The following is a 22,136-nucleotide window of genomic DNA, read 5'->3' as shown; positions in this document are numbered from 1 at the left end:
CTGCACACAGCGTCATGCTGCATCAGAAATAAAGGAAGAAATCATGTTGACCTGGGATGACGAACCCGAAGTCGTGGCGGCGCCGAAAGCTGTCGCCAAAAACAACCCGCCGCCGCCGCCTTTGAGCATGCCGCGCCCGGAATTTGATTTGCAAGCGTTGAACCCGGCGCAACAAAGCGCCGCCACCTTGCAAAGCGCAGCGCCGGCGGCCCCGATCGCCGTCGCCCCGCTGGCAGTGGCCAGCAGCTTCAACGCCGCGCACACCGCCGCCCCCGCCGCGCGCCCGGCCATGCCCGCCGCCGCACACAGCGCCGGCGACGCCAGCGAACGCCGCGTGAATGTGGACGACAAGCGCATCATCAACGGCAAAACCGACGTGAATCAATTGGTGCCGTTCAAATACAAATGGGCCTGGGACAAATACCTGGCCGGCTGCGCCAACCACTGGATGCCGCAGGAAATCAATATGCAGCGCGATATCGAGCTGTGGAAAAACCCGGCTGGCCTGACCGAAGACGAGCGCCGCATCGTGCGCCGCAACCTGGGCTTTTTCGTTACCGCCGATTCGCTGGCGGCCAACAATATCGTGCTCGGCACCTACCGCCACATCACCGCGCCGGAATGCCGCCAATATTTGCTGCGTCAAGCGTTTGAAGAAGCGATTCACACCCACGCCTATCAATACATTGTGGAATCGCTGGGCCTGGATGAAGGCGAAATCTTCAATGCGTATCATGAAATTCCATCGATCCGCGACAAAGATGAATTCCTGATTCCGTTCATCGACACCCTGACCGACCCGGCCTTCACCACCGGCACGCTGGAAAACGATCAAAAGCTGTTGAAATCGCTGATCGTCTTCGCCTGCCTGATGGAAGGCTTGTTCTTCTACGTCGGCTTCGCGCAAATCCTGGCGCTGGGCCGGCAAAACAAGATGGTGGGCGCGGCTGAGCAATATCAATACATCTTGCGCGACGAGTCCATGCACTGCAATTTCGGCATCGACCTGATCAACTCGATCAAGATGGAAAACCCGCAACTGTGGACCGCCGCCTTCCGCGAAGAGCTGAAAGAACTGTTCACCCGCGCCGTGGAATTGGAATACCGCTACGCCGAAGACACCATGCCGCGCGGCGTGCTGGGTTTGAACGCGCCGATGTTCAAAGGCTACCTGCGCTTCATCGCCAACCGCCGCGCCCAGCAAATCGGGCTGGACACCCTGTTCGACCAGGAAGAAAACCCCTTCCCCTGGATGAGCGAAATGATCGACCTGAAAAAAGAACGCAACTTCTTTGAAACCCGGGTGATTGAATATCAGACGGGCGGGACGTTGAGTTGGGAGTGAGGGAGTGAGGGAGTAAGCGTCGGACGACAGATCATTTTCATTTACGACGCTTACTCTTTCACTCGGCGACGCATAATTCTCCTTTTGTGTTCTGCCTGGATCATGAAAACATTATTTGGCAAACAGATATCAATAAGTTTGCAGTAAAGATGAAGGAGAAATTCCAACTAATCTTGCGCCAAATGTTGAATGCTTGCCTGATGATGGAAAAGCGTTGTGAGGAAAGACATTCGGGACTTGACTCACTATTTCGACAATTGTTGGTTAACTTTGAGGCTATAGAAAATGGGTAGTGATATATCGCTATGCTATGCTAACGAAGAATATTTAGAACGTTGCGCGGTTGAGATCGCAGGACGCGCGGCAATGCCGGTTGCTCTCCACAAGATGGAGCGTATGGAGGCCATTCGCGCAGCAACGGAAGAAATACGTCAGGAGAACGCCGCGCACTATGACGTGACAGGGGTTCTGGGGACTATGATCGATGTGGCGCCTCCAAGTAAAACAGTTTCTCAAGCCCAAATCAAAGCTATTCAGGAGGAACTGATCGACCTCGCGCGTGATGCGGCTGAGACGTTGTTGCCATAATGCAAATCTGTATCGCAATGTGCAATGCTGTAATACCTGTCGAAGCCAATTGCACAGAGTACGCGCGAGCAACAGCACCACGCCAGAACACCTTGCAGCTTGAGGTGGGAATATTCTGTCTTGCACCAGATAATTTTGCATTTGCGAAGTATCCTCCTCTGGGCGGCATACAATTTGTAGTGTGTCGCCCTTTATAGTTTGTGATGAATATTGATTGCAATAAAAGAGGGAAATGCAATAACCAAAAGGAGGATTGCATTTATTCCTATTTGCTGACTAGCCGGTTTCTTCAAACAAAGTGGATTAATCGATGATCGTATCGAAATAGGAAGCGAAAAATGGACGAGGCGATCATTGTGTTTTCTCGAAAAGGGATTTTCAAGACCACTGTCGCTGCGCGTGATATTCGCAGCCGGGAACATGCTCGCAAGCTTTGGCCCATGGTAGCCCCTGACTCCAAAAGTCAAATGGTGACTTGGGTCAGCCCCTCCTTTGAGAATGGGCAGTTGCGCCGCCGATCCCATTTCCGCTTACTCCATACACAACGCATCTATAATCCCAAAGCGCATTTCGATGATGAAGAAACCAACAGATGGCGTGTTGCGCAAGAAAGCCCAGAGCATCGATTTGCAAAAGAACTTATTGCAACTGAACTATCCCGACGTTTGAATGCTGGACTTGCAATGCCTTGGGCATTCAAAGATGAGTCTGCTTCAGACTATCCGCTCGAGGGCAATTTGCTGCTCGGAGCAAATCAAGTGGTAACCGAATATCCTTTGGAAACACCCTTTGGTAGTAAATTCCGGCTAGACGTTGCCGTGCTCGGGGCTCCGGTTAAGGACGAACCAATGGTGCTCGGGGGGGTAGAAATAGAGCTTGGCCATGTCTTCGATGGCCGCAAGGCTCTGATTGGGAAGTCACTCGGATTTCCGCTCATTTCAATTGATATCTCTGAGATGGCGATGGCAGAACTCACACCAAGTTGGGCGCAAAAAGTACTGACTGCTACCACGAAAAATCACGAACAAGGTCGCCGCCAGACCTATTTCTATCTTCATGATCTGTTATACCCCTTGTATGCTCAATTACCAGAATTTTTGGATAAAGAGAAGCGTCATCAGTTTCTTGTGTTTGCCAGCGATGAGGCACTGAACAAATTGGTCCGGTGGATAAACTTGCTCGCAGAAACGCTGAAATATCCGAAAGGTACGGTTGCTGCTGCCATAGTCAATGGCAAAAGTGAGCAATCTCGCAAGATGTTAGAACGCGCAGGAGAGGTAGTTGGTCCGGACTGGCGTGATTACAACGACCAGCGATGTCTACGGCTGACCCTACCACGCCCAAAAGGCCCTGCCGATCTGCAGGCTCACCGTTTTCACTTGACGATGGCGCGCATCCTGATGTCGCATACTGATGCGCTGGTTGGATATAAATATTGCAACGGTGTGGACAACGATGATCCCGAAGAAGACGTATGGGTTGCGCGTCGCTGGATATCCGAGCAGCAAATTTATTCAACCCACCGTGTATTGCCGAAAAGGCTGGCGGAACCGATCAATAGATTGATCAAGGTGATTTCGGAGCTACATCGCAATTCTATGGAAGCGATGTATTGAGTGCATATGTTTTCATGTTGAAATCACAAGACCTAAAAAATCCGCGATCAAGTGCGCCAATGGTTTGCAGATGAAAACACTGATGAAGGCAAACTCATTCCATTACACACAACTCAGTCTTGCAATGCGCCCATCTCGCGTAGAGTCCTGATTGTCTGAGCCGAAACTTGAACATCCTGTAGACCTCGCCAGATTGTTTTCACGCCAGGCTCCCCGTCATGTTTTCGTGCGAGAAAACCGCCGACACGGGCTACCATGCGCAACACCTCGTTCAAGCCCGGCATAGCGGGCGCCTTCTTTTTATTGAGCAGATAAGCCGCTCGGATTTCGTCGGGATCGAAGAACAAAGTGGCGTCGAGATCCGGACAGGTACGTCCCTTACGCATCAGGTACGCGATACGCCAGGCCACCACCATAAACAGCGCCAGCGCCCGCTCCAGCCGGGCCATGGTGGACAGTTGCAGTTCTTCGACTTCACAGCCATTCTTGAGCACATTGAAAAAGATCTCAATTTCCCAGCGCGCGCGATACCAGTCGATCAGTTCGCTGGCGTCGGCCAAGGTTTCCGCGCGGCGGTTGGTCAGCAAGCGCCATTCCACCGGTTTGATGCCCGTCGGCGGCTGCACTTCGGATGCTACGATGCAGGTCGCCTCGATCTTGCCGCGCTTGCCATCACGCAGCAGAACGCGCTTGGCCCACACCTGCTGACGTACCTGGCGCGCCCTTTGCTTGCCGCGCCCGGCCATGATGAAGCTGATCTCGCCCAGCGGCATACCGGCCGTGGTTTCAGGCCACAGGCGTTTGCTTTCGCCGTCAGCCAGACAGCGATCATGCTTGGCGCGCACCAGCCAATCGGCAGGCGTGCCCAATTCGGCTGCGCGCCGCAGCATTCCCATCATGTCCGCTTCGCGGTCAGCCACATACACCAGACGGGTATTGGGCAACTGGGTCGCCTGCTCGGCGACCCGCTCGTAGCCCTCTATCCAGCGTTCACTCTCTTTTACGCTGGCGGGGCGCTTGCCGTCAGCGCCACGCTCTTCACGCGCCCACATCCAGCCATCGAGCAGGCCCAGCGGCTCACGCTCTGGCGACACCGCGTAGGTCGGATGCACATACATGCCGCGCCGCGCTTCGTAGTTGAGCGGGCCGAGGCCGTCGATGTTTTGGCCGCTGAAGTCCAGTTCGGTGGTGTCCTGAATGCACAGAATAACCTTCTGCGTCGCCATGCGTTCCATGGTGCGCGCCCAATGTGGCGCCAGAATGCCATCCCATGTCACCTCCGGATTGGCCATAAAGCGGTAGGCCGCTTGCGTCTCCGTCCAGTTGTCGCATGCTTCGGGAATGCTGGCCTTCGGTTTGGTCGCGAATGTTTCCATCAATTTTCTCGCCCTGTTGTTAAGGCGGGCATCGCCAAGATCGAGTCCGCCAAACTCATCGTCGGTCCAACTCTGTGCTGCTTGCTTTCTGCTCACGTGCGCCGCCCAAAAGATGTGAGTAAACGCGAAATCCGGTAAGTTTACAAGCGGGCGTGCAACTCATTGAATGTAAACGGATTTCTGGCCGCGTTCAGGGCGTCCTGCGGAGATGTGTGTAATGGAATGAGGCAAACTGGATGTAGTTATTGATAAATTGATATCAAGTTTCGGGAAAATTCTACATGTCTGTAACTCAAATAAGTTTATTTTATCGGATGATATTATAGATAGAAATACCCAGCCAAATCTCTGGGAAAACACTTATGCTCTGGTTAGAAATGAAAAGTTAAGCGTTATTTATATTGAGAAAGTATTGCTCGGGCGATCGGGAACGAAATTGGAATGGACTATCACAATTATTCATGAGCTTTCCCACCATGAGATAAATACGGTAGATCATTTTTACAGTGAATCAGGGTTAAAGCCAAATGTGGCAAGTTTCCCATCTGCACGGGCTATTGAGAATGCTGATAGTTGGGGGTTTTACGCAGCCCATGTTAACGGTGAGCTAATACAAGGAAAAATATCAAGCATATTGGTCGAGCCATAATATTATATCATTGGATGATATTTGAGAAATGTTTAAATTTTATGTAAGCATAATTCTGATGTGCCCAATCTTGGCTGCCGCCAGTGCGGAGATTAATGATCAGAATAAGTTGCAAAACAAACCTGAATTCAATTCTGTGGAGAAAAACACTATGAACAACATTGGCAACCGCCGCCGCCGTTTACCACCAGAGCTTCCTGCAATCACTGTGGGGGATGTGATTTATAAAGAATTACGCCAGGGAAATAAATTGGGATATCCGCAAAAAGGAGGATTTTTAATTGCTACTAATAAGAGCACTGGTGAAATATTATGGAATATTCGTTTATATGAAATAAATATTGATAATTCAAAAGAGACGGATGTGCAAGAGATATTTTTTACCAAGATGAAATTAATAAAGAATGGAAATGCAATACTTATTGAAAATGAGTTGGATAAAAAATTTGAAATTGATCTGGAGACGCGAACAGTTCTTGAAAAGAAAAAATAACAACTAAAAAAGTGATATGCTTTGGCTTTTCTGCCTGTGAATGGACTTTGATTGGGGTCAAAGAGTGGATGCCTGCATACTCTGGCGCATAGATCAATCCTGAGGGACTGGATGTTGTGCCAAAGCTGGCGCTAAACTCGGTTTGATCACCCAGCTCGCGTGACACTGCACTCATGTGCTAACTATTGCGCACCTGTTTTGGGAATTTGTATAATGTTCAATTACATGTCATTGTCCGTTGTTGGCGGAAGCTTGGGTAAATTAATCTTGACAGAGACGGGATAGTTATTAATCCCCCAGTGTTTTGTCGGAGCCCCAATGACATTCCTATGGCTCCCCTGAATTGGCGGCCTGCGCATACAGAATTAATGAGTTATGGCGCATAGATCAATAAAAAGCAAATTAATCATTGCTGCCATAAGGAAAGATTTATATCTGATACTTCTCAGGAAAAAGTAACTCATCCAAAGGAGGAAATTCCGGATTATTCGCTTGTTCCTCTTCATATGCTTGACGTAATTCAGCAAAAGCCGGCAGTTGGTCCATGACCATTTGCCCATAATATTCAAGATCATTGTCGTCAAGTGTGGCGTCAGATGCCAAGGCTTCATTGCGTGCGATATCGCGTTGCATGGCTTTTACTGCAAGCATGAGCGTGGTGATTGTTAATACCATTATTTCCTCAAAGTGGAATAAGTTGATCGCATAAGATTTTAAGCCAGGATTCAAACAATTCCAATGGCATATCATCTTTCGGCGCAATGGTGAAATGATTTGGCTGGTCAGAATAATCGTCTTCTTGCGTAATGGCAAGTGCTTCCGGAATCTTGACGCCTGCAGGCAACTTGTACCATTTAAAGCTGCGTAGTGCAGGATTGGCTTTATCAAAAACAGAAATCCCTCGGTATTTTCCACGGATGGTCCTGCAACCGGCAACGAATTTAATGCCATCACGCTCTTCGATCAATACATCTGGAGGCCTGATTGAGCCGTCTGCCTTTTTGAAGCCGGGATTCGGGTAAATAATTGGCAAACCAAGTTTTGCTTCTTTTGGCTGCTGGCCGCGAAATAAATCTTTTGGCACTTCTTTGTCAAAATATCTGTGCAATAGTTTATGACTTTCATATACCTTTTTAAGTTCGTCTGTCATAGCTGATCCTGAAGCGATGTTGGTTGAATTGGCAACTGGCATGAATAAATCTTGCTCAGATGCTTGTGCTGGGTGTGGAGAAGTAGATAAAATGCATGATGTAAAAGTAGATTATCGTACAATGGCAACCTGATTGTTGATTTTACCCCATCCATTGAAAAGGCTGTCCTGTCAATGTTGTCAGTTTAAAAATTATAAGATAAACATTTTTTGGATCAATGGGGTCGATCAATGGGATCAATGGGGTCAGACTCGATTGATTTGAAATTTTTTAACTTTCTGCCGCCATATCTCACCACTGAGACAATCTTAGCCATGCTAACTTTACCCGGTTCAACAAAAATAACGATGTATCTGGGCGCTTACCATCAATCCGCCGCCCGAATTCCTATGCCGCAATGAAATGTTGTTTTTTCCCTGCATCCGCCGCGCTCCGGTAAGAATGCATGCAGGAGATGCGGCAAACCGGCTTACACTGGTCTTCCTTTGCGGCGCGGGCCGCTTACTTTTCTGGGGAAACACCATGGCGCTGAGTATGAATCCGTATCTGACGTTTGATGGTCAAGCCGAAGCTGCAATGCATTTTTATGCTGAACATCTGGGCGGCAAAATCACTGAATTTCATCGCTTTGGCGGTTCGCCCATGGCCGCCGATGTGCCGCCGGAATATCACGAACGCGTCATGCACGCTATGCTGACGCTGGAGAATGGCCAGGTGTTAATGGCGTCCGACACCACGCCGAATTACCCGGCGGCGCAAAAAATTGAGGGCGTCACCTTGAATCTGAGCGTGTCATCGTTGGCCGAGGCGGAACGGGTTTTCAATGCCCTGGCGCAGCAGGGCACGGTGGTGATGCCTTTGGAAAAGACTTTCTGGGCCGAGCGCTTTGGCGTGGTGAATGACCAGTTCGGCGTGCCCTGGATGGTGAATCTGGAGGCGCAGCCGGAATAAGGCTCAGTCGTAACTGCGCACATCCTCAATCAAGCGCCCGTCATCCGGCAGGCTGCCGGGCGTGCAGAATTGCACTTCGCCGCGCAGTTTGGTGATGTCGCGCATGGCGCTGATCAGTGTTGCCGTCAAATCCGCCGACGGCGGCGCTTCCGCCACTTCGCAATGCAAGACCATGCGGTCATTCGACATGGCGCCGGATACCACCATGCGCGCACGCTGCACTTGCGGGTGGCGACGCATGATTTCCTGCACTTGCAAGGGGTGAATAAACATGCCGCGCACCTTGGTGGCCTGATCCGCGCGCCCCAGCCAGCCGGCAATCCGCACATTGCTGCGGCCACAGGCGGATGGCCCCGGCAGCACGCGCGATAAGTCGCCAGTGCCGAAACGTATCATCGGGTAATCCGGGTTAAACGAGGTGATCACCACTTCGCCGACCTCGCCTTCAGCCACCGGCTGCGAGCCGCCGGGTTGCACGATTTCCAGAATCAAATCCTCATCCAGCACCATGCCTTCGTTGACTTCATCACCGACTGCGGTTTCATACGCGATATTGCCGATATCCGCCGTGCCATACGTTTGCATCACCCGCGTAATGCCCTGTTCGTAAAACCAGCGCCGCAGGCGCGGCGGCAGGGCTTCTGCGCTGCACAAGGCCATTTTGATGCTGGAAATATCGGCCCCGAGTTCGCGCGCGCGCTCAACGATGATGCGCAAAAAGGAGGGCGGGCCGACCCAGGCGTCCGGGCGCAAGGCGGCAATCGCTTGCACCTGCTGCTCAGTCTGGCCGCTGCCGGCGGGAATCACGGCGCAGCCCAGTTTGCGCGCCGCTTCTTCCATCATGAAAGCGGCGGGCGTGAAATGGTAGGAAAAACAGTTTTGAATCACATGGCCGGCGCGCAAACCCAGCGCATGCAGCGGGCGCGCAAAGCGCCACCAGTCTTCGCCCTGTCCCTGTGGATCAAAAATCGGGCCGGGCGACATGAATAAGCGCCGCATCGCATGTGAAGGCGTGACATTCAGTCCGCCGAATGGCTGCGCCTGTTGCTGCAAGCGCACTAAATCAGATTTATGCGTCACCGGCAATTGCGCCAGTGCGCTGCGGTGATTGATTTGCGCCGCGTCCACGCCCTGCAGCAGACGGGCCCAGCCCGGAACGCTTTGCGCTTTCGCGATCAAACCGGGCAGGCGCGCCATCAGTTCCGCTTCGCGTTGTTGCGGGTCCCGGGTTTCCAGGGAATCCAAGTAGTCGGACATCAGTTTTTGCTCTCAGTGTGCGCTGAATTTATTGATAGAATTTTCAGCACTTTACCATACCGCCGGTTGCAAAACGCCTCAGGCCAGCCAGCGCTTGCGGCGACGATAAAACTTCATTTCACGGAAGCTCTTGCGCCCTTCGCCCGCCATGCCCAGATAAAATTCTTTCACGTCCTCATTGCTGGCCAGGTCGCTGGCGGCGCCTTCCATCACAATCCGTCCGTTTTCCAGGATGTAGCCAAAATCCGCATAGCGCAGCGCGACCATGGTGTTTTGCTCTGCCAGCAGGAAAGAAACTTTCTCTTTTTGATTCAGGTCGCGCACGATGTCAAAAATTTCTTCCACAATCTGCGGCGCGATGCCCATCGATGGCTCGTCGAGCAAAATCATGGAAGGTTTGGCCATCAACGCGCGTCCGATTGCACACATCTGCTGTTCACCGCCCGAGGTATATCCGGCCTGACTGTTGCGGCGCTCTTTGAGGCGCGGAAAATAGGCGTACACCTTTTCCAATTCCTGCCGCATCGCGGCGCGCGACAGTGTGCGGGTATACGCCCCGGTCATCAGATTTTCCTCAATCGACAAATGGCCGAAGCAATGCCGCCCTTCCATCACTTGTGACAGACCGCGTTTCACCAGCTCGCTCGGCGTCAATTGATCCACGCGCTCGCCGCAAAAGCGCACTTCGCCCTTGGTGACTTCGCCGCGCTCGCCGCGCAGCAGGGTGGAAATGGTTTTCAGGGTGGTCGATTTGCCGGCGCCGTTGGCGCCGAGCAACGCCACAATCTTGCCTTGCGGCACCTGCAGCGAAACCCCTTTGAGCACCAGAATCACATGGTCGTAAATCACTTCCACATTATTCACGACCAGATATTCGCCGGGGGCATTGACGGATGTGCTTGCCGATGTCATCGCAAAATCCTGAACAGAAGTTGAGCACAGGCCGCCGCAGTCAAGCGGCGGCCAGCCGGAACCGGCTTACAGGCAGGCCGGAGTGATCTTCTTTTCCGCCGCATATTTGGCGGAGGATTCCTCCAGCAGGCGGCGTGTCAGCGCTTTGTCGCCCACCACCCAGTTCGGGGTGATCGCGACCCATTTGCTGCCATTCCACTGCTGTACTTTGACCGCGCCCGAGCCTTCATGGTCGTCGCAGGAGGTTTTCACCGTCGGGAACATGCCAAACGCGCCGAGCGCTTTTTGGCGCGCTTCGTCGATATTCAGATTTTCCAAGCCCCAGCGCACCTGCTCGCCGGTCATGACTTTGCCTTTGCCGAATTTTTCCTGCGCCTTGCGCATTGCTTCGGTCCACATAATCGCCGCCGTCACGCCGCGCATGTGATACACCGAGCCGATGCGGCTCTTATCGTCCAGATTGCCCTTGCCGGCGGCATAGACTTTTTTGCGGATCTCATCCAGCACCGGATAGTTGCCCGGGGTATTGAAGGTCATCGAGGTATAGCCCTTGGCGGAGTCGCCTGCCGGAATCGTGTCTTCTTCCGAACCGGCCCACCATACGCCGAGCATTTTTTCACGCGGGAAACCATTGCGCTGCGCGGTTTTCAGCGCAACCGCATTCATCACGCCCCAACCCCACAGAATCACATGATCCGGTTTCGCCTGGCGGATTTGCAGCCATTGCGAAGCCTGATCATTGCCCGGATGGGCGACCGGGATCTTGATCAATTCAAAACCATGTTGTTTGGAGAGCGCTTCGAGCACCGGCATCGGCTCTTTACCAAAGGCGGAATCGTGGTACAGATGGACGATTTTCTTGCCCTTGAGCTTGTCCATGCCGCCTTCTTTATCGCCCAGATAGCGGATCATCGCTGCCGCCTGGTTCCAATAGCTGGTGATCAGCGGGAACACATAGGGGAACACTTTGCCGTTGGCCGCATCGGAGCGGCCATAGCCCAGGGTGGTGAGGGGGATTTTGTCCTGTCCCACGCGATCGAGCACGCCATAGGCGATGCCGGTGGAGAGCGGCTCGGCCAGCGAGGCGCCGCCGTTTTTGGTTTTCAGGCGCTCATAGCATTCGACCCCGCGCGAGGCGTTGTATTCCGTTTCGCATTCTTCCCACATCAGCTTGACGCCATTGATGCCGCCCGAGGCATTGACCAGATTGAAGTAGTCAATCGCACCGCCAAAAAAGCCGGAGCCGCCGGCGGCATACGGGCCGACACGGTAGGACAGGATGGGGACAAATTGCTGTGCCGCGACCGGCAGACAGGCGGCAGCCAGGGCCAGACCGGCGCCCAGCAGGCGTAGATTGCGTTTCATACGTATTCTCCTGGTTGAATCAGACAGCTTGATGTGGCGCACCTTAATGCGGGAATGGCCACAAACGTAATTTTTCCTTGCCGATCTGCCATAAGCGGGCCAGACCATGCGGTTCGACGATCAAAAAGAAAATAATCAACCCGCCAAACACCATCAATTCGAGATTCGAGGCGACATTATTCGGCAGGCCGAAAAAGTGGGCCAGCATATTCAAGCCGATCGGCAGCAGCACAATAAATGCAGCGCCAAAGAAGGAGCCGAGGATGGAGCCGACGCCACCGATAATGATCATGAACAGCACGCGGAAGGAGAGGTCGAGATTGTAAGCTTCCGGCTCCACTGTGCCCAAATAGGCATACGCGTAGAGCGCGCCGGCCACCCCGCAATAGAAGGAGCTGACAGCAAACGCCAGCAGCTTGGTCGGCATCGGGCGGATCCCGATCACTTCCGCCGCCACGTCCATATCGCGCACCGCCATCCAGCTGCGCCCGGTATTGGAGCGCACCATATTTTTCGCCGCCAGCGCCAGCAGGGACACGATGAACAGCACCAGCAGATATTTGGCCGCCGGCGTTTCAAAGACGAAGCCGGCGATTTCCATTTTTTGCGCTGTGATCACGCCGGAGGTGGAGTTGTTGGTGAAATATGGCACTTTGGTCAGACACCAGACCACAAAGAATTGTGTCGCCAAGGTCGCCGCCGCCAGATAAAAGCCGCGTATGCGCAGGGAGGGCAGGCCGAACACGATGCCGACAGCGGCGGCGCACAAGCCGCCCAGCACAAAGGCCAGCAGGAGTGGTATGCCGGGCAGACGCAGCACAAAGTTATACGAGGCAAAGGCGCCGACCGCCATAAAGGCCGCGCTGCCGAGCGAAATCTGGCCGCAATAGCCGGTCAGGATATTCAGCCCCAGCGCCGCCAGGGAAAAAATCAGAAAAGGGATCAGAATCGCTGAAAACAGGTAAGGCGTCACGCTTTGCGGCGCAAACATGCCTGCCACCCCGATCGCCAGCGCCAGCAGCAGTAACAGCGTGATCCCGTATCGATCCTGGCGGATAGGGAAAATCTGGCTGTCCGCCTGATAACTGGTCTTAAACTGTCCGGACTCCCGATAAAACATGCGCCGCTCCGTTCGCTGGTTTCACACAAAGAATCTTGCCGGCGACGCCCAGCCCCAGCTGTCGCGCCAGCGTTTTGCATAGTATCAAGAAATAGCTGGATGGCGGCATTTGTTGCAAGGGTGAAGCACGCTTGTTGCGAAAAACCGCCATCCAGCCACAACTTGCGCGCGAAAAATATCCATTCTGACAAGGGTTTGCACAAAAGCATCGCCTGTTTTACCATGACTTGCCAAGGTCGCTTGCGTCAATTCCATTTCCGCGCAAAAACGCCCGAGTTTCGCAACACATGCCGGCAAGAAATGGAAAAGACTGGGTTAATATTACAAACGGAGGCGGTTTCGATGCACCGCCACGGGCCGCTGTTTCACTCGCTTGCAGAGTGCAAACCGGCGGCGGCAATGCCTGTAACAACTGCCTGAACATGCGCCGTGCGCAGCAAACAGACAGTTGCGCCACGATTCATCATGTCAATGAAAAGGGGTAGTTATGGCAACATCGTTGAAAAAAAAACCGGGCGGCAAACGCGCCTTGTTGATCGGCGGCGGGGCGCCGAATTCCAGCCTGATCGCTGGCGCATTGGTGGCTTTTTTGGAAAAGAAAGTCCACTTTGATGTGATCTCCACCTCTGGCGCCGGTACCTTGATGGGCCTGCTGTACAAAGCGCCGCGCAACGGCGATGCGAAAAAATCGCTGCAAGCCTGGGCCAAGGCCGGCGTTTCCGACGCCATCTACCGCTGGTTCCCGATTGACTATAAAGTGTTCCAAAAACCGGGCCTGGGGGCGGAACTCTACCGCAATATGTTGCTGGCCAATCCTTTCACCCGTCCCTATGTCGATATGTTTGCGCCGAATGCGCAATTCGGGCTGTGGCCGGATATCGTCAATTTCTGGCTCAGCACCTTCAGCCCGATGTATCTGACGCCGTTCTCACTTGGCATGTGCGCCCATCTGCCCTTCATCAATGAAGCAGTGGATTTCGCCCAGGTCAAAAAGATGAAAGAGCAGTTTTATATCAGCTCTTACAATCTGGACAAAGAAGCCATGGAGATCTGGGATAAAGGCCAGATCACTGCGGATCATGTCAAAGCCGCCTTCGCCTTCCCCTTCATTTATCCGCCGTATCACATGAACGGCAATGACTACATTGAAGGCGCGGCGGTCGATTCGCTCAATTTTGAGGCGCTGGTGTCGGACGATGAAAAAACGCCAGGTATCGAACGCGATATCGAAAGCATTGTGATTTTTGAAATCCTTGGCAATAAGAAATTGATCCAGAAGCCGGACTATCTGTACGATGCCTGGGTCAATTCCATCATCACGCCGCTGGTGCAAAACACCAAGGACGATATCAAGCTGTTTGAACTGGTGCATAACCGGGATCCTGTCACCGGCAAGCCCAAGCGCAAACTGCTCAAAGTGCCGCTGATGAAAGACATCCCGGAACAGCATTGGAAACATGTGTTGGATTGGTCTAATTCCAACGTCGAATTGCTGTACAAGCTGGGTTATGAGGCGGGGCTGGAATTCTGTGAAAAGCATAAGGCGGAGCTGGGGCTGAATCTGAAGCCTTCGCCGGAAATGGAAGAAGCCTGATTGCATCCGGCCACTGCGGTGGCCGGCCTGGGGGGCGCTTTGCGGCGCCTGTCCAAGCCTTCGTTTGGGAATGACGAAAGATGGAAAAGCGCCTGCTCGCAATGCTCTGGCTGTTCGCCCTGGCCGGCAGCTTGATTATGTTTTTCTATGGCGCCCCATGGTGGGCGCTGGCCTATTTGCTGGCAGCCAGCGCCGGGCTGGGGCTGCTGGCGCTCAGCCGGAAAGAACATCACACCCTGCCATTGCTGCGGGTCACGCGGCGCCACAATATTTCCATGTCAGTGGAGGCGGCGCAAATCGGCAAGCAAATCAAGGATGCGACCGAGCGCGCCACGCAACAGGAAAAACTGACGCAAGATATTTACCATTTGACCGAGCGCTCCAGCGTGGAAGTGAATGAGGTGCAATCCTCAATCAATATGATCGCCGGCTTCGCCAATGATCTGGCGCACGGCATGTCAACCACGCGCGCGGAAATTTCCAGCGCCAACGACAACGCCAGACATGCGGCGGATGTGATGCAAAGCTTCAATGCGAATATGGGCAAACTGGTGGCCGGCACCCAAAAAACCCTGGAAGTCATGAGCGAAATCCAGGAAATTTCCGCGCAAACCAATTTGCTGTCGATCAATGCCTCGATTGAGGCGGCGCGCGCAGGGCAGGCCGGGCGCGGTTTTGCCGTGGTGGCGGCGGAAGTGCGCAAATTGGCGGAGCGCACGCGCGCACTGGCGGTGGCCGTGACGGAACAGGTGCAGGAAATCCAGGCGCATTCTCAGCACACCACCAGCGTTGCGGCGAATATTGCAGACAGCATCGGCAAAACTTGCAGCGTGATGGCCGGCGCCACCACCCAATTGGCCGAATTCACCAGCGGCAGCGAGCGCGTTTCCTCTGAAATTGACTCCATCCGCAGCGTGGTCGATGTGCTGTCCACGAATAACCATGCAATTCACGGCGATGTCGGGCAGATGCGCAAATTGTCGCTGGAAATGTCGGGCATGATGCAGACCTGTATTTCGACCTCGAAACAATTGACCGCAGCGGCTGAAGACGCGATGCGCGAACTGGGCGAGTACCGCCTCGGTAAAGAAGCGTTTGACCACATCATTGTGCGCTTGCAGGAATGCACGCAGGAGTGCGAAAAACGGCTGCAGCAGCTGGTGAAAGCCGGCTATGACGTGTTTGATAAAAATTATGTGCCGATTCCGGGCACCAATCCGCAGCAATATCACACCAGCTATGACATGGCGTATGAAAAGCTGTTTCAAGCCTGGTTTGATGAAGTCGCCGCCAGCATCTCTGGCTGTGATTTGGCGGTCATGGTGACAGAGGGCGAAACCTATCCGCCCACCCATGTCAGCAAATATTGCAAGCCGCAAACCGGGGATGTGGCCTACAACACGGCGAATGCGCGCGATAAACGCTTCCATAACGGCAACGCCATGCTGGTGCGCTGCGGCACGGATACCAATGAATTTCTGTTTCAAGCCTATGTGCGCGATATCGGCGATATTTTTGTGCTGGTGTCCAAGCCGGTGTATGTGAATGGGCGGCACTGGGGCGGCTTTATGTTTGGCTTGCAGCATCAAGCCTTGTTGCAATGAGCTGACGCAGGCATGCGGCGTTTTTCAGGTGGACTGAAATTGCATTCAGGAAAAGATCGGTATAAAGTGGACGATAGGCCTTGTGCTGCAGGGGATGCGCAATATTGCATTTCCCGGCGCCAGGGTTGGTCGCATTGGTGGCGCCGGCTGTCAGGCGCTTTGCAAGCTGTGCGCAGGCATGGGTCAGGCAGGGCCCGGGTTCTTCGGCCCATACTCATCGCCAATTGAGTTGGCGGATTTCATAATGAGAACAGCGGTGCTCGAAGAATTTACTCTGACCCATACCCTGCGTGAAACGGATGAGTACATCATCCGGCGTGGGCATCGAAACAGTGACAAACAGCCGGTATTGACCATTTCCACCAACCACAAGCCAAGTGCGGCCAGTGTGGCGCGCCTGGAACATGAATATGCGTTGAGGCAAGAATTGAATTCCGCAGGCCATGCCCAAGCTTTGGCGCTGATCCAGCATGAGGATCATGCCGCCCTGGTGTTGTCCGACACAGGCGGCACACCGCTTGATCAACTGATAGAAATGCCCCTGGCCATTCCAGTGTTTCTGAACTATGCGCTGGGCATGGTGCGCGCCGTGATGCACTTGCACCGGCAGGACATTGTGCACAAAGACATCAAACCGGCGAATATTCTGATTGATCCGCACAGCGGCGAAGCCAAGTTGATCGGTTTGGGCGTGGCCTCGTTGATTCCGCGTGAACAGCAAGCGCCGCTGACGCTGGAAACAGCCTCATCCAGTCTGCCGTATATGGCGCCGGAGCAAACCGGGCGCATGAACCGCTCTATCGATGCGCGCAGCGATTTATATTCCCTGGGCGTGAGCTTTTATCAAATGCTGACCGGGCAATTGCCCTTTGTGGCGCAGGATGTGATGGAATGGGTGCACTGCCATATTGCGCGCCAGCCGACGCCGGCGACCCGTTTCCGTCCCGATTTGCCGCCTCCGCTGGCGGCCATGCTGGCCAAATTACTGGCGAAAACCGCAGAAGAGCGCTACCAGAGCGCCGCCGGGATTGAAGCCGATTTACTCGAATGTCAGCTGCAACTTGCCAACCATGGCGCGATTCATGATTTTGCAATCGGCACGCATGATGTGTCGGGCCGTCTGCTGATTCCGGAAAAATTGTATGGCCGCGCGGAGCAGCGCAGCCAGCTGCTGCAAGCGGTTGAGCGGGTGGTGAACGGCAGCCTGGAGATGGTCAGCGTTTCCGGTTATTCCGGCATCGGTAAATCTGCCTTGGTGAATGAACTGCATAAAGCCATCATTCAACCGCGCGCCATTTTTGTCGCCGGCAAATTTGATCAATTCAAGCGCAATATTCCGTATGCCACGCTGGCGGCGGCATTCCAAACCCTGGTGCGCCAGATTTTGGCGCAAAGCGAAGAGGAGTTGACGCAATGGCGCAGCGTCTTGATGCAGGCGCTGGGGGCCAATGGCAAGTTGATGCTGGATATTATTCCGGAATTGAAATTCATCATCGGGCCGCAGCCGGCCCCGGTCGATCTGGCGCCGATTGAGGCGCAAAACCGTTTTCAAATGGTGTTCCGCCAATTCCTCGGGGTGTGCGCCACACCGAAACATCCGCTGATCCTGTTTTTGGATGATATGCAGTGGATAGATGCGGCTTCGCTGCAATTGTTGCAGCACATCATGAGCCATGGCAGCTTGCAGTATTTCCTCTTGATCGGGGCTTGGCGCGATAATGAAATCACGCCCGCCCATCCCTTGCTGGCGGCCTTGAGCGCAGTGCGCAGCGCCCATGTGCCGATGACCAATTTACGCCTCGATCCGCTGGCCGAAGAGGATGTGGTGAGTTTGCTGCGCGATACGGTGCAGCAGGATGATGCGGAATTGCCGGCGCTGGCGCAATTGGTGTATGACAAAACCGCAGGCAATCCCTTTTTCACGATTCAGTTTTTGACCCGCCTGGCGGATGAAAAACTGCTTTCATTTGATGTCAGCGCAAATCGTTGGCGCTGGGATTTGAGCGGCATCCGCGCCAAGGGCTTCACTGAAAACGTGGTTGATCTGATGATAGACAAGCTGCAAAGCTTGCCGCCGGACACCTTGGATGCGCTCAAAGTGTTCGCCTATCTGGGCAATCAAAGCGATGTCGCCACCCTGGCCCTGGTGCATGGCCATGCGGTCGGCGCCACGCATGAGCACTTATGGCCGGCGGTGCGCCTCGGCCTGGTGTTGCGGCAGGGGAATAATTACCGCTTCCAGCATGACCGGGTGCAGGAGGCTGCCTATATGTTGACGCCGGAAGATTCGCGCCCGGCGCTGCATCTGCAAATTGGCCGCACCCTGCTCACGCGCATGACCGAAAGCGCGATTGAAGAAGAACCGTTCTCGCTGGTGAATCACTTTGATCGCGGAATCGAGCTGATTACCGATCAGGCTGAGCGCAACTGGCTGCGCCAGTTGAATATGCTGGCCGGTAAAAAAGCCAAGCTGGCGGTGGCGTATGCTTCAGCCCATAACTATTTTTCCCAGGCCATCACGCTGCTGCCGGAGAATCATTGGCAGGAATGTTACCAGGAGAGCTTCGGCTTATTCCTGGCGCTGGCTGAATGCGAATACCTGCTGGGCAATTATGGCGCGGCGGATCAATCGTTCAATCTGATTCAATCCCATGCGGATTCTGATCTGGATCAAGCCAAAACCACGATTTTGCGCGCCGCCCTGTATCAGATTTCCGGCCGCCTGGAAGCAGCCGTGGCGGCCTTGCTGCAGACCTTGAAGCTGTTCGGCTTTGAATTTCCGCAAGAACCGGATCTGCTGGCCCAGGCGATACAGCATGAACAGCATGCTGTGCAGCAGGCCCTGGCCGGGCGCAACATCAGTGATTTGCAGCACTTGCCGGAAGAATCCGATACCGGCGTGCGGATTGTGCTGGAATTGCTGTCGCAATCCGCCGTCACCTTGTACCTGGCGCGGCCACAGTTATTCCCGCTGAACGCCTTGAAGGCGCTGAATTACTCCCTTGCGCATGGCAATAGCGAAACCTCTTGCTACGCCTATTCCTACTACGCGATTTTGCTGGTGTCGCAGGGGGATATCAACACCGCGTTTGAATTTTCCGAATTGGCGATCCGCCTCAATCAGCGCTTTGAAGACAGTAAGCGGCGTGGCCGTTTACTGTTCAATCATGGCAATTATGTGCATGTCTGGCGCAAGCCGATGGCTGGCGGGGTCGATATCTTGCAACAGGGCTTTGTCGCCTGCGAGGAAGCCGGCGACCTGGTGTTCGCCTGCTATTGTGCGCATATCGGAATCTGGAACCGGATAGAAAACGGCGACACGCTGGAACAGGTGCTGGAAGCGATCAAACAATATCTGCCGTTTGTCGCCCAGTGTCAAAACGCGGTGGTGATGCAAATGCTGCGCCTGTATCAGCAATTTGCCTATTGTCTGCAGGGCTTAACCTGGGAAGTCGGCGGTTTTGATGACGATCATTATTCCGAACACCAGGGCTTGAGTTTGCTGACGCAGGCCAATTTCGGCACCGGCATCACGCGCTATCACATCATCAAGCAAATCAATTCCTTTTTGTTTGGCGATATCAAGGGTTCGCTGGCCAGCGCGCAATTGGCGGCAGAGCGTTTGCATGCGGTGAAGTCTTCATTGATTGAGGCCAATCATCATTTCTTCTACGCCTTGGCGATTTGCGCCGATTATGGCGAGGCGGAAGAGGATGTGCGCCTGCAATATGATCAGTTGCTGCAGCGCCAGTTGCGCAAGTTGTCGCAATGGGCGCAGTCCTGCCCGGAAAATTTCGCCAACCGCTATCAATTGGTGCGCGCTGAAATTGACCGCATCCATCAGCGCTATGAGCAGGCGATGCGTCACTATGAGCAGGCGATTGATCTGTCTTATCGCAATAATTTCGTGCAACTCGAAGCCCTGACGCATGAATTGGCGGCGCAATTTTATTTAAGCCGTGGCCTGGAACGGGTTGGCCGCACATATTTGCTGGATGCGCATCGCTTGTATGGCGAATGGGGCGCCAGCGCCAAGCAGCGGCAGTTGGAAAAATGCCATCCGGGTCTGGCTGCGCGCGTCAGCAATGCGGATAAGCGCAATATACAAAGCGTCGGGCAGCTGGATGTCAACAGCGTGATCAAGGCTTCGCAAGCCGTTTCCAGCGTGCTGGAATTGAACGGCATGATAGAAACCCTGCTGCAAATCGTGGTGGAAAACGCCGGCGCCGAGCGCGGTCTGCTGATTTTGCCGGACGAGGAAAATGGCGGCTATCAAATCAAGGCGTGCGCGCAAACTTCCAGCGATGGCATGGAGGTCAGTTTTGTGCAAACCCCGGTGAGCAATCAGGATTTGCCGGAAATGCTGTTGCAATATGTTTTGCGCACGCATGAAAAAGTGTTGCTGGACGACGCCGCCGGCGAAAACCCGTATTCCGGCGATGTGTATCTGAGCCACACCAAGCCACGTTCCGTGCTGTGCCTGCCCTTGCTCAAGCAGGGGCATCTGGACGGTATGCTGTATCTGGAAAACCGCCTGACGCCGGGGGTCTTCACGCCGGCCCGGATTGCGGTGTTGGAAGTGCTGGCTTCACAAGCCGCGATTTCCCTGGCCAGCGCGAATTTGCTGGCGCACTTGCAACAGGAAAACGTCGAGCGCAAGCGCGCTGAAGCCGCGCTGCAACAACATCGCGACCAATTGGAAGTCAAGGTGGCGGAGCGCACGGCGGAACTGGTGCGCAAAAATCATGAAGTGGAGCAGCAAAAAACCGATCTGGAACTGGCTCACAATAATATTCTGGTGGTGAGTGAGATCGGGCGCAAAATGACCGCCAGTCTGCGGCGCGACGATATCATCAGCGCTTTATGCGACCACATCGGCCAATTGATGGATGCGGCCATGCTGGCGATCGGCTTTTATGATGAAGACAAGCAATGCATAGATTATCCCTATGCGGTGCTGGACGAAGTCAGGCTGGCGCTCAGGGGCGAACAAATGCTGCGTGAAGTGCAGCAGCTGGCGTGGTGCTGTGTGCTGCAAAAGTGCGAGATCGTGCTCAATGATGTGGCGACGGAGTTGCCGCAATGGCTGGGCGAACATGAAGCCCCGATGCTGCCTGATGCAGCCGATGCGGTGGGCCATTGGCCTTTGCCGGCGTCGGTTTTGTATGTGCCTTTGCTGCTGAAAGACCGGGTGCTGGGTTTGATCAGCGTGCAAAGTCACGCCGTGAACGCATATCAACCGCATCATTTGAATGTGATGCAAACCCTGGCGGCGTATGCCGCTGTGGCGCTCGACAATGCGCAAGCGTATCAGCGCTTGCAAGAGGCGCAAAAGCAATTGGTGGCGCAGGAAAAAATGGCCGGTTTGGGTTCGCTGGTGGCTGGCGTGGCGCACGAATTGAACACGCCTATCGGCAATTGCCTGCTGTCTTCTTCGGTGTTGCTGGAGGCGACCGAGGGGATTAACGCCAAAATGGCCGCAGGCGCGATTCAAAAAACCGATTTGCGCGCTTATCTGGCTTCGGCGCAAAACTGCTCCACCATTATTCACCGGGGTTTGACCAGTGCGGCGAATCTGGTGTCGAGCTTCAAGCAGGTGGCGGTGGATCAAACCACAGAGCAAAAACGGGTTTTCGATTTGCGCAAGACCAGTCAGGAAATCATCGACAATCTGATGGTGCGCGTCAAAAAGACCAGTCACAGCTTGCACATGGATATCCCGGAAGGCATTTCCCTGAACAGCTATCCCGGCCCTTATGGTCAGGTGATCAGCAACTTCATCAACAATGCTTTGCTGCACGGTTTTGAAGATATCAAGAGCGGCAAAATGCTGTTGCGCGCCTGGCCGCCGCAAAATGGCCGGGTGCGGATTGAGTTTTCCGACGACGGGCGCGGGATTCCGGAAGCGCATCTGAAGCGGATTTTCGACCCCTTCTTCACCACCAAGCTGGGGCAAGGCGGCAACGGCCTGGGGCTGTCTGTCAGCTTTAATATTGTCACGTCTTTGCTCAAAGGGGAAATTACGGTGGAAAGCAGGATGGGGGCCGGCACCACCTTTAAGCTTGAATTACCCTTGCAAGTGATTGAAAGCAGCAAAGAAAGTAAGGCCTGACGC

General features: G+C 54.0%; 16 protein-coding genes. 9 read left to right on the top strand and 7 right to left on the bottom strand.

Features of this window, described 5'->3' with window-relative positions:
* Nucleotides 1–127: 127 nt before the first annotated feature.
* The 3 genes from V8J88_RS23210 (at nucleotide 128) to V8J88_RS23200 (ending at nucleotide 3,549) form a co-directional block, all read left to right on the top strand.
* Entirely contained in the window at nucleotides 128–1,345 is a 1,218-nt protein-coding gene (locus tag V8J88_RS23210) for a ribonucleotide-diphosphate reductase subunit beta (protein WP_338849961.1), read from the top strand.
* Nucleotides 1,346–1,630: 285 nt separating this feature from the next.
* Entirely contained in the window at nucleotides 1,631–1,933 is a 303-nt protein-coding gene (locus V8J88_RS23205; RefSeq protein WP_338846654.1) for a hypothetical protein, read from the top strand.
* Between the two features lie 338 nt (nucleotides 1,934–2,271).
* Nucleotides 2,272–3,549 (top strand): hypothetical protein, encoded by a 1,278-nt coding sequence (locus tag V8J88_RS23200; protein ID WP_338846652.1) that lies wholly within the window; start codon nucleotides 2,272–2,274, stop codon nucleotides 3,547–3,549.
* Between the two features lie 113 nt (nucleotides 3,550–3,662).
* Here the strand turns inward: V8J88_RS23200 and V8J88_RS23195 are convergent, their stop codons facing one another.
* A complete protein-coding gene (locus V8J88_RS23195; protein WP_338844729.1) occupies nucleotides 3,663–5,021 on the bottom strand; it encodes an IS4 family transposase in 1,359 nt (452 codons plus the stop codon).
* A gap of 623 nt (nucleotides 5,022–5,644) precedes the next feature.
* On the opposite strand from V8J88_RS23195, the gene V8J88_RS23190 reads away from it, so the two are divergent.
* Nucleotides 5,645–6,067, top strand: a complete 423-nt coding sequence (locus V8J88_RS23190; RefSeq protein WP_338846651.1) for a hypothetical protein — start codon at nucleotides 5,645–5,647, stop codon at nucleotides 6,065–6,067.
* Between the two features lie 429 nt (nucleotides 6,068–6,496).
* On the opposite strand, the gene V8J88_RS23185 is transcribed toward V8J88_RS23190, so the two are convergent.
* Both V8J88_RS23185 and V8J88_RS23180 read right to left on the bottom strand, forming a co-directional pair.
* A complete protein-coding gene (locus tag V8J88_RS23185; protein ID WP_338846650.1) occupies nucleotides 6,497–6,742 on the bottom strand; it encodes a hypothetical protein in 246 nt (81 codons plus the stop codon).
* Between the two features lie 7 nt (nucleotides 6,743–6,749).
* The gene (locus V8J88_RS23180; RefSeq protein ID WP_338846649.1) at nucleotides 6,750–7,217 is read right to left on the bottom strand and encodes a hypothetical protein; all 468 of its coding nucleotides are present in this window, start codon (nucleotides 7,215–7,217) and stop codon (nucleotides 6,750–6,752) included.
* Nucleotides 7,218–7,740: 523 nt separating this feature from the next.
* On the opposite strand from V8J88_RS23180, the gene V8J88_RS23175 reads away from it, so the two are divergent.
* Nucleotides 7,741–8,169, top strand: a complete 429-nt coding sequence (locus tag V8J88_RS23175) for a VOC family protein (protein WP_338846648.1) — start codon at nucleotides 7,741–7,743, stop codon at nucleotides 8,167–8,169.
* 3 nt (nucleotides 8,170–8,172) lie between these two features.
* On the opposite strand, the gene V8J88_RS23170 is transcribed toward V8J88_RS23175, so the two are convergent.
* The 4 genes from V8J88_RS23170 to V8J88_RS23155 all read right to left on the bottom strand — a co-directional run bounded on the left by V8J88_RS23170 (nucleotide 8,173) and on the right by V8J88_RS23155 (nucleotide 12,823).
* A complete protein-coding gene (locus tag V8J88_RS23170) occupies nucleotides 8,173–9,426 on the bottom strand; it encodes an AMP-binding protein (protein WP_338846647.1) in 1,254 nt (417 codons plus the stop codon).
* 78 nt (nucleotides 9,427–9,504) lie between these two features.
* On the bottom strand, nucleotides 9,505–10,338 hold the full coding sequence (locus V8J88_RS23165) for an ABC transporter ATP-binding protein (RefSeq protein ID WP_338846646.1): 834 nt from the start codon (nucleotides 10,336–10,338) through the stop codon (nucleotides 9,505–9,507).
* A gap of 66 nt (nucleotides 10,339–10,404) precedes the next feature.
* Nucleotides 10,405–11,703 carry an ABC transporter substrate-binding protein gene (locus V8J88_RS23160; RefSeq protein ID WP_338846645.1) on the bottom strand — a complete coding sequence of 433 codons (1,299 nt, stop codon included), beginning with the start codon at nucleotides 11,701–11,703 and terminating at the stop codon, nucleotides 10,405–10,407.
* A gap of 43 nt (nucleotides 11,704–11,746) precedes the next feature.
* Nucleotides 11,747–12,823, bottom strand: coding sequence for a branched-chain amino acid ABC transporter permease (locus V8J88_RS23155; protein WP_338846644.1), 1,077 nt, complete (start codon nucleotides 12,821–12,823; stop codon nucleotides 11,747–11,749).
* Nucleotides 12,824–12,922: 99 nt separating this feature from the next.
* Here V8J88_RS23155 and V8J88_RS23150 point away from each other — a divergent pair, with 99 nt between their 5' ends.
* The 4 genes from V8J88_RS23150 to V8J88_RS23135 all read left to right on the top strand — a co-directional run bounded on the left by V8J88_RS23150 (nucleotide 12,923) and on the right by V8J88_RS23135 (nucleotide 22,133).
* Nucleotides 12,923–13,243: a hypothetical protein gene (locus tag V8J88_RS23150; RefSeq protein WP_338846643.1), complete on the top strand. Its 321-nt coding sequence runs from the start codon at nucleotides 12,923–12,925 to the stop codon at nucleotides 13,241–13,243.
* A gap of 67 nt (nucleotides 13,244–13,310) precedes the next feature.
* Complete coding sequence (locus V8J88_RS23145; RefSeq protein WP_338846642.1) at nucleotides 13,311–14,417, top strand: patatin-like phospholipase family protein; 1,107 nt, start codon at nucleotides 13,311–13,313, stop codon at nucleotides 14,415–14,417.
* Nucleotides 14,418–14,497: 80 nt separating this feature from the next.
* Nucleotides 14,498–16,021, top strand: a complete 1,524-nt coding sequence (locus V8J88_RS23140) for a methyl-accepting chemotaxis protein (protein WP_338846641.1) — start codon at nucleotides 14,498–14,500, stop codon at nucleotides 16,019–16,021.
* 244 nt (nucleotides 16,022–16,265) lie between these two features.
* Nucleotides 16,266–22,133 (top strand): AAA family ATPase, encoded by a 5,868-nt coding sequence (locus tag V8J88_RS23135; protein WP_338846640.1) that lies wholly within the window; start codon nucleotides 16,266–16,268, stop codon nucleotides 22,131–22,133.
* Nucleotides 22,134–22,136: the final 3 nt, after the last annotated feature.

The sequence above is a fragment of the Massilia sp. W12 genome, assembly GCF_037300705.1.
Lineage (GTDB): Bacteria > Pseudomonadota > Gammaproteobacteria > Burkholderiales > Burkholderiaceae_D > JACPVY01.
Note: the sequence above shows the minus strand (reverse complement) of the source record. Positions and strands in the feature narration are given on the sequence as shown.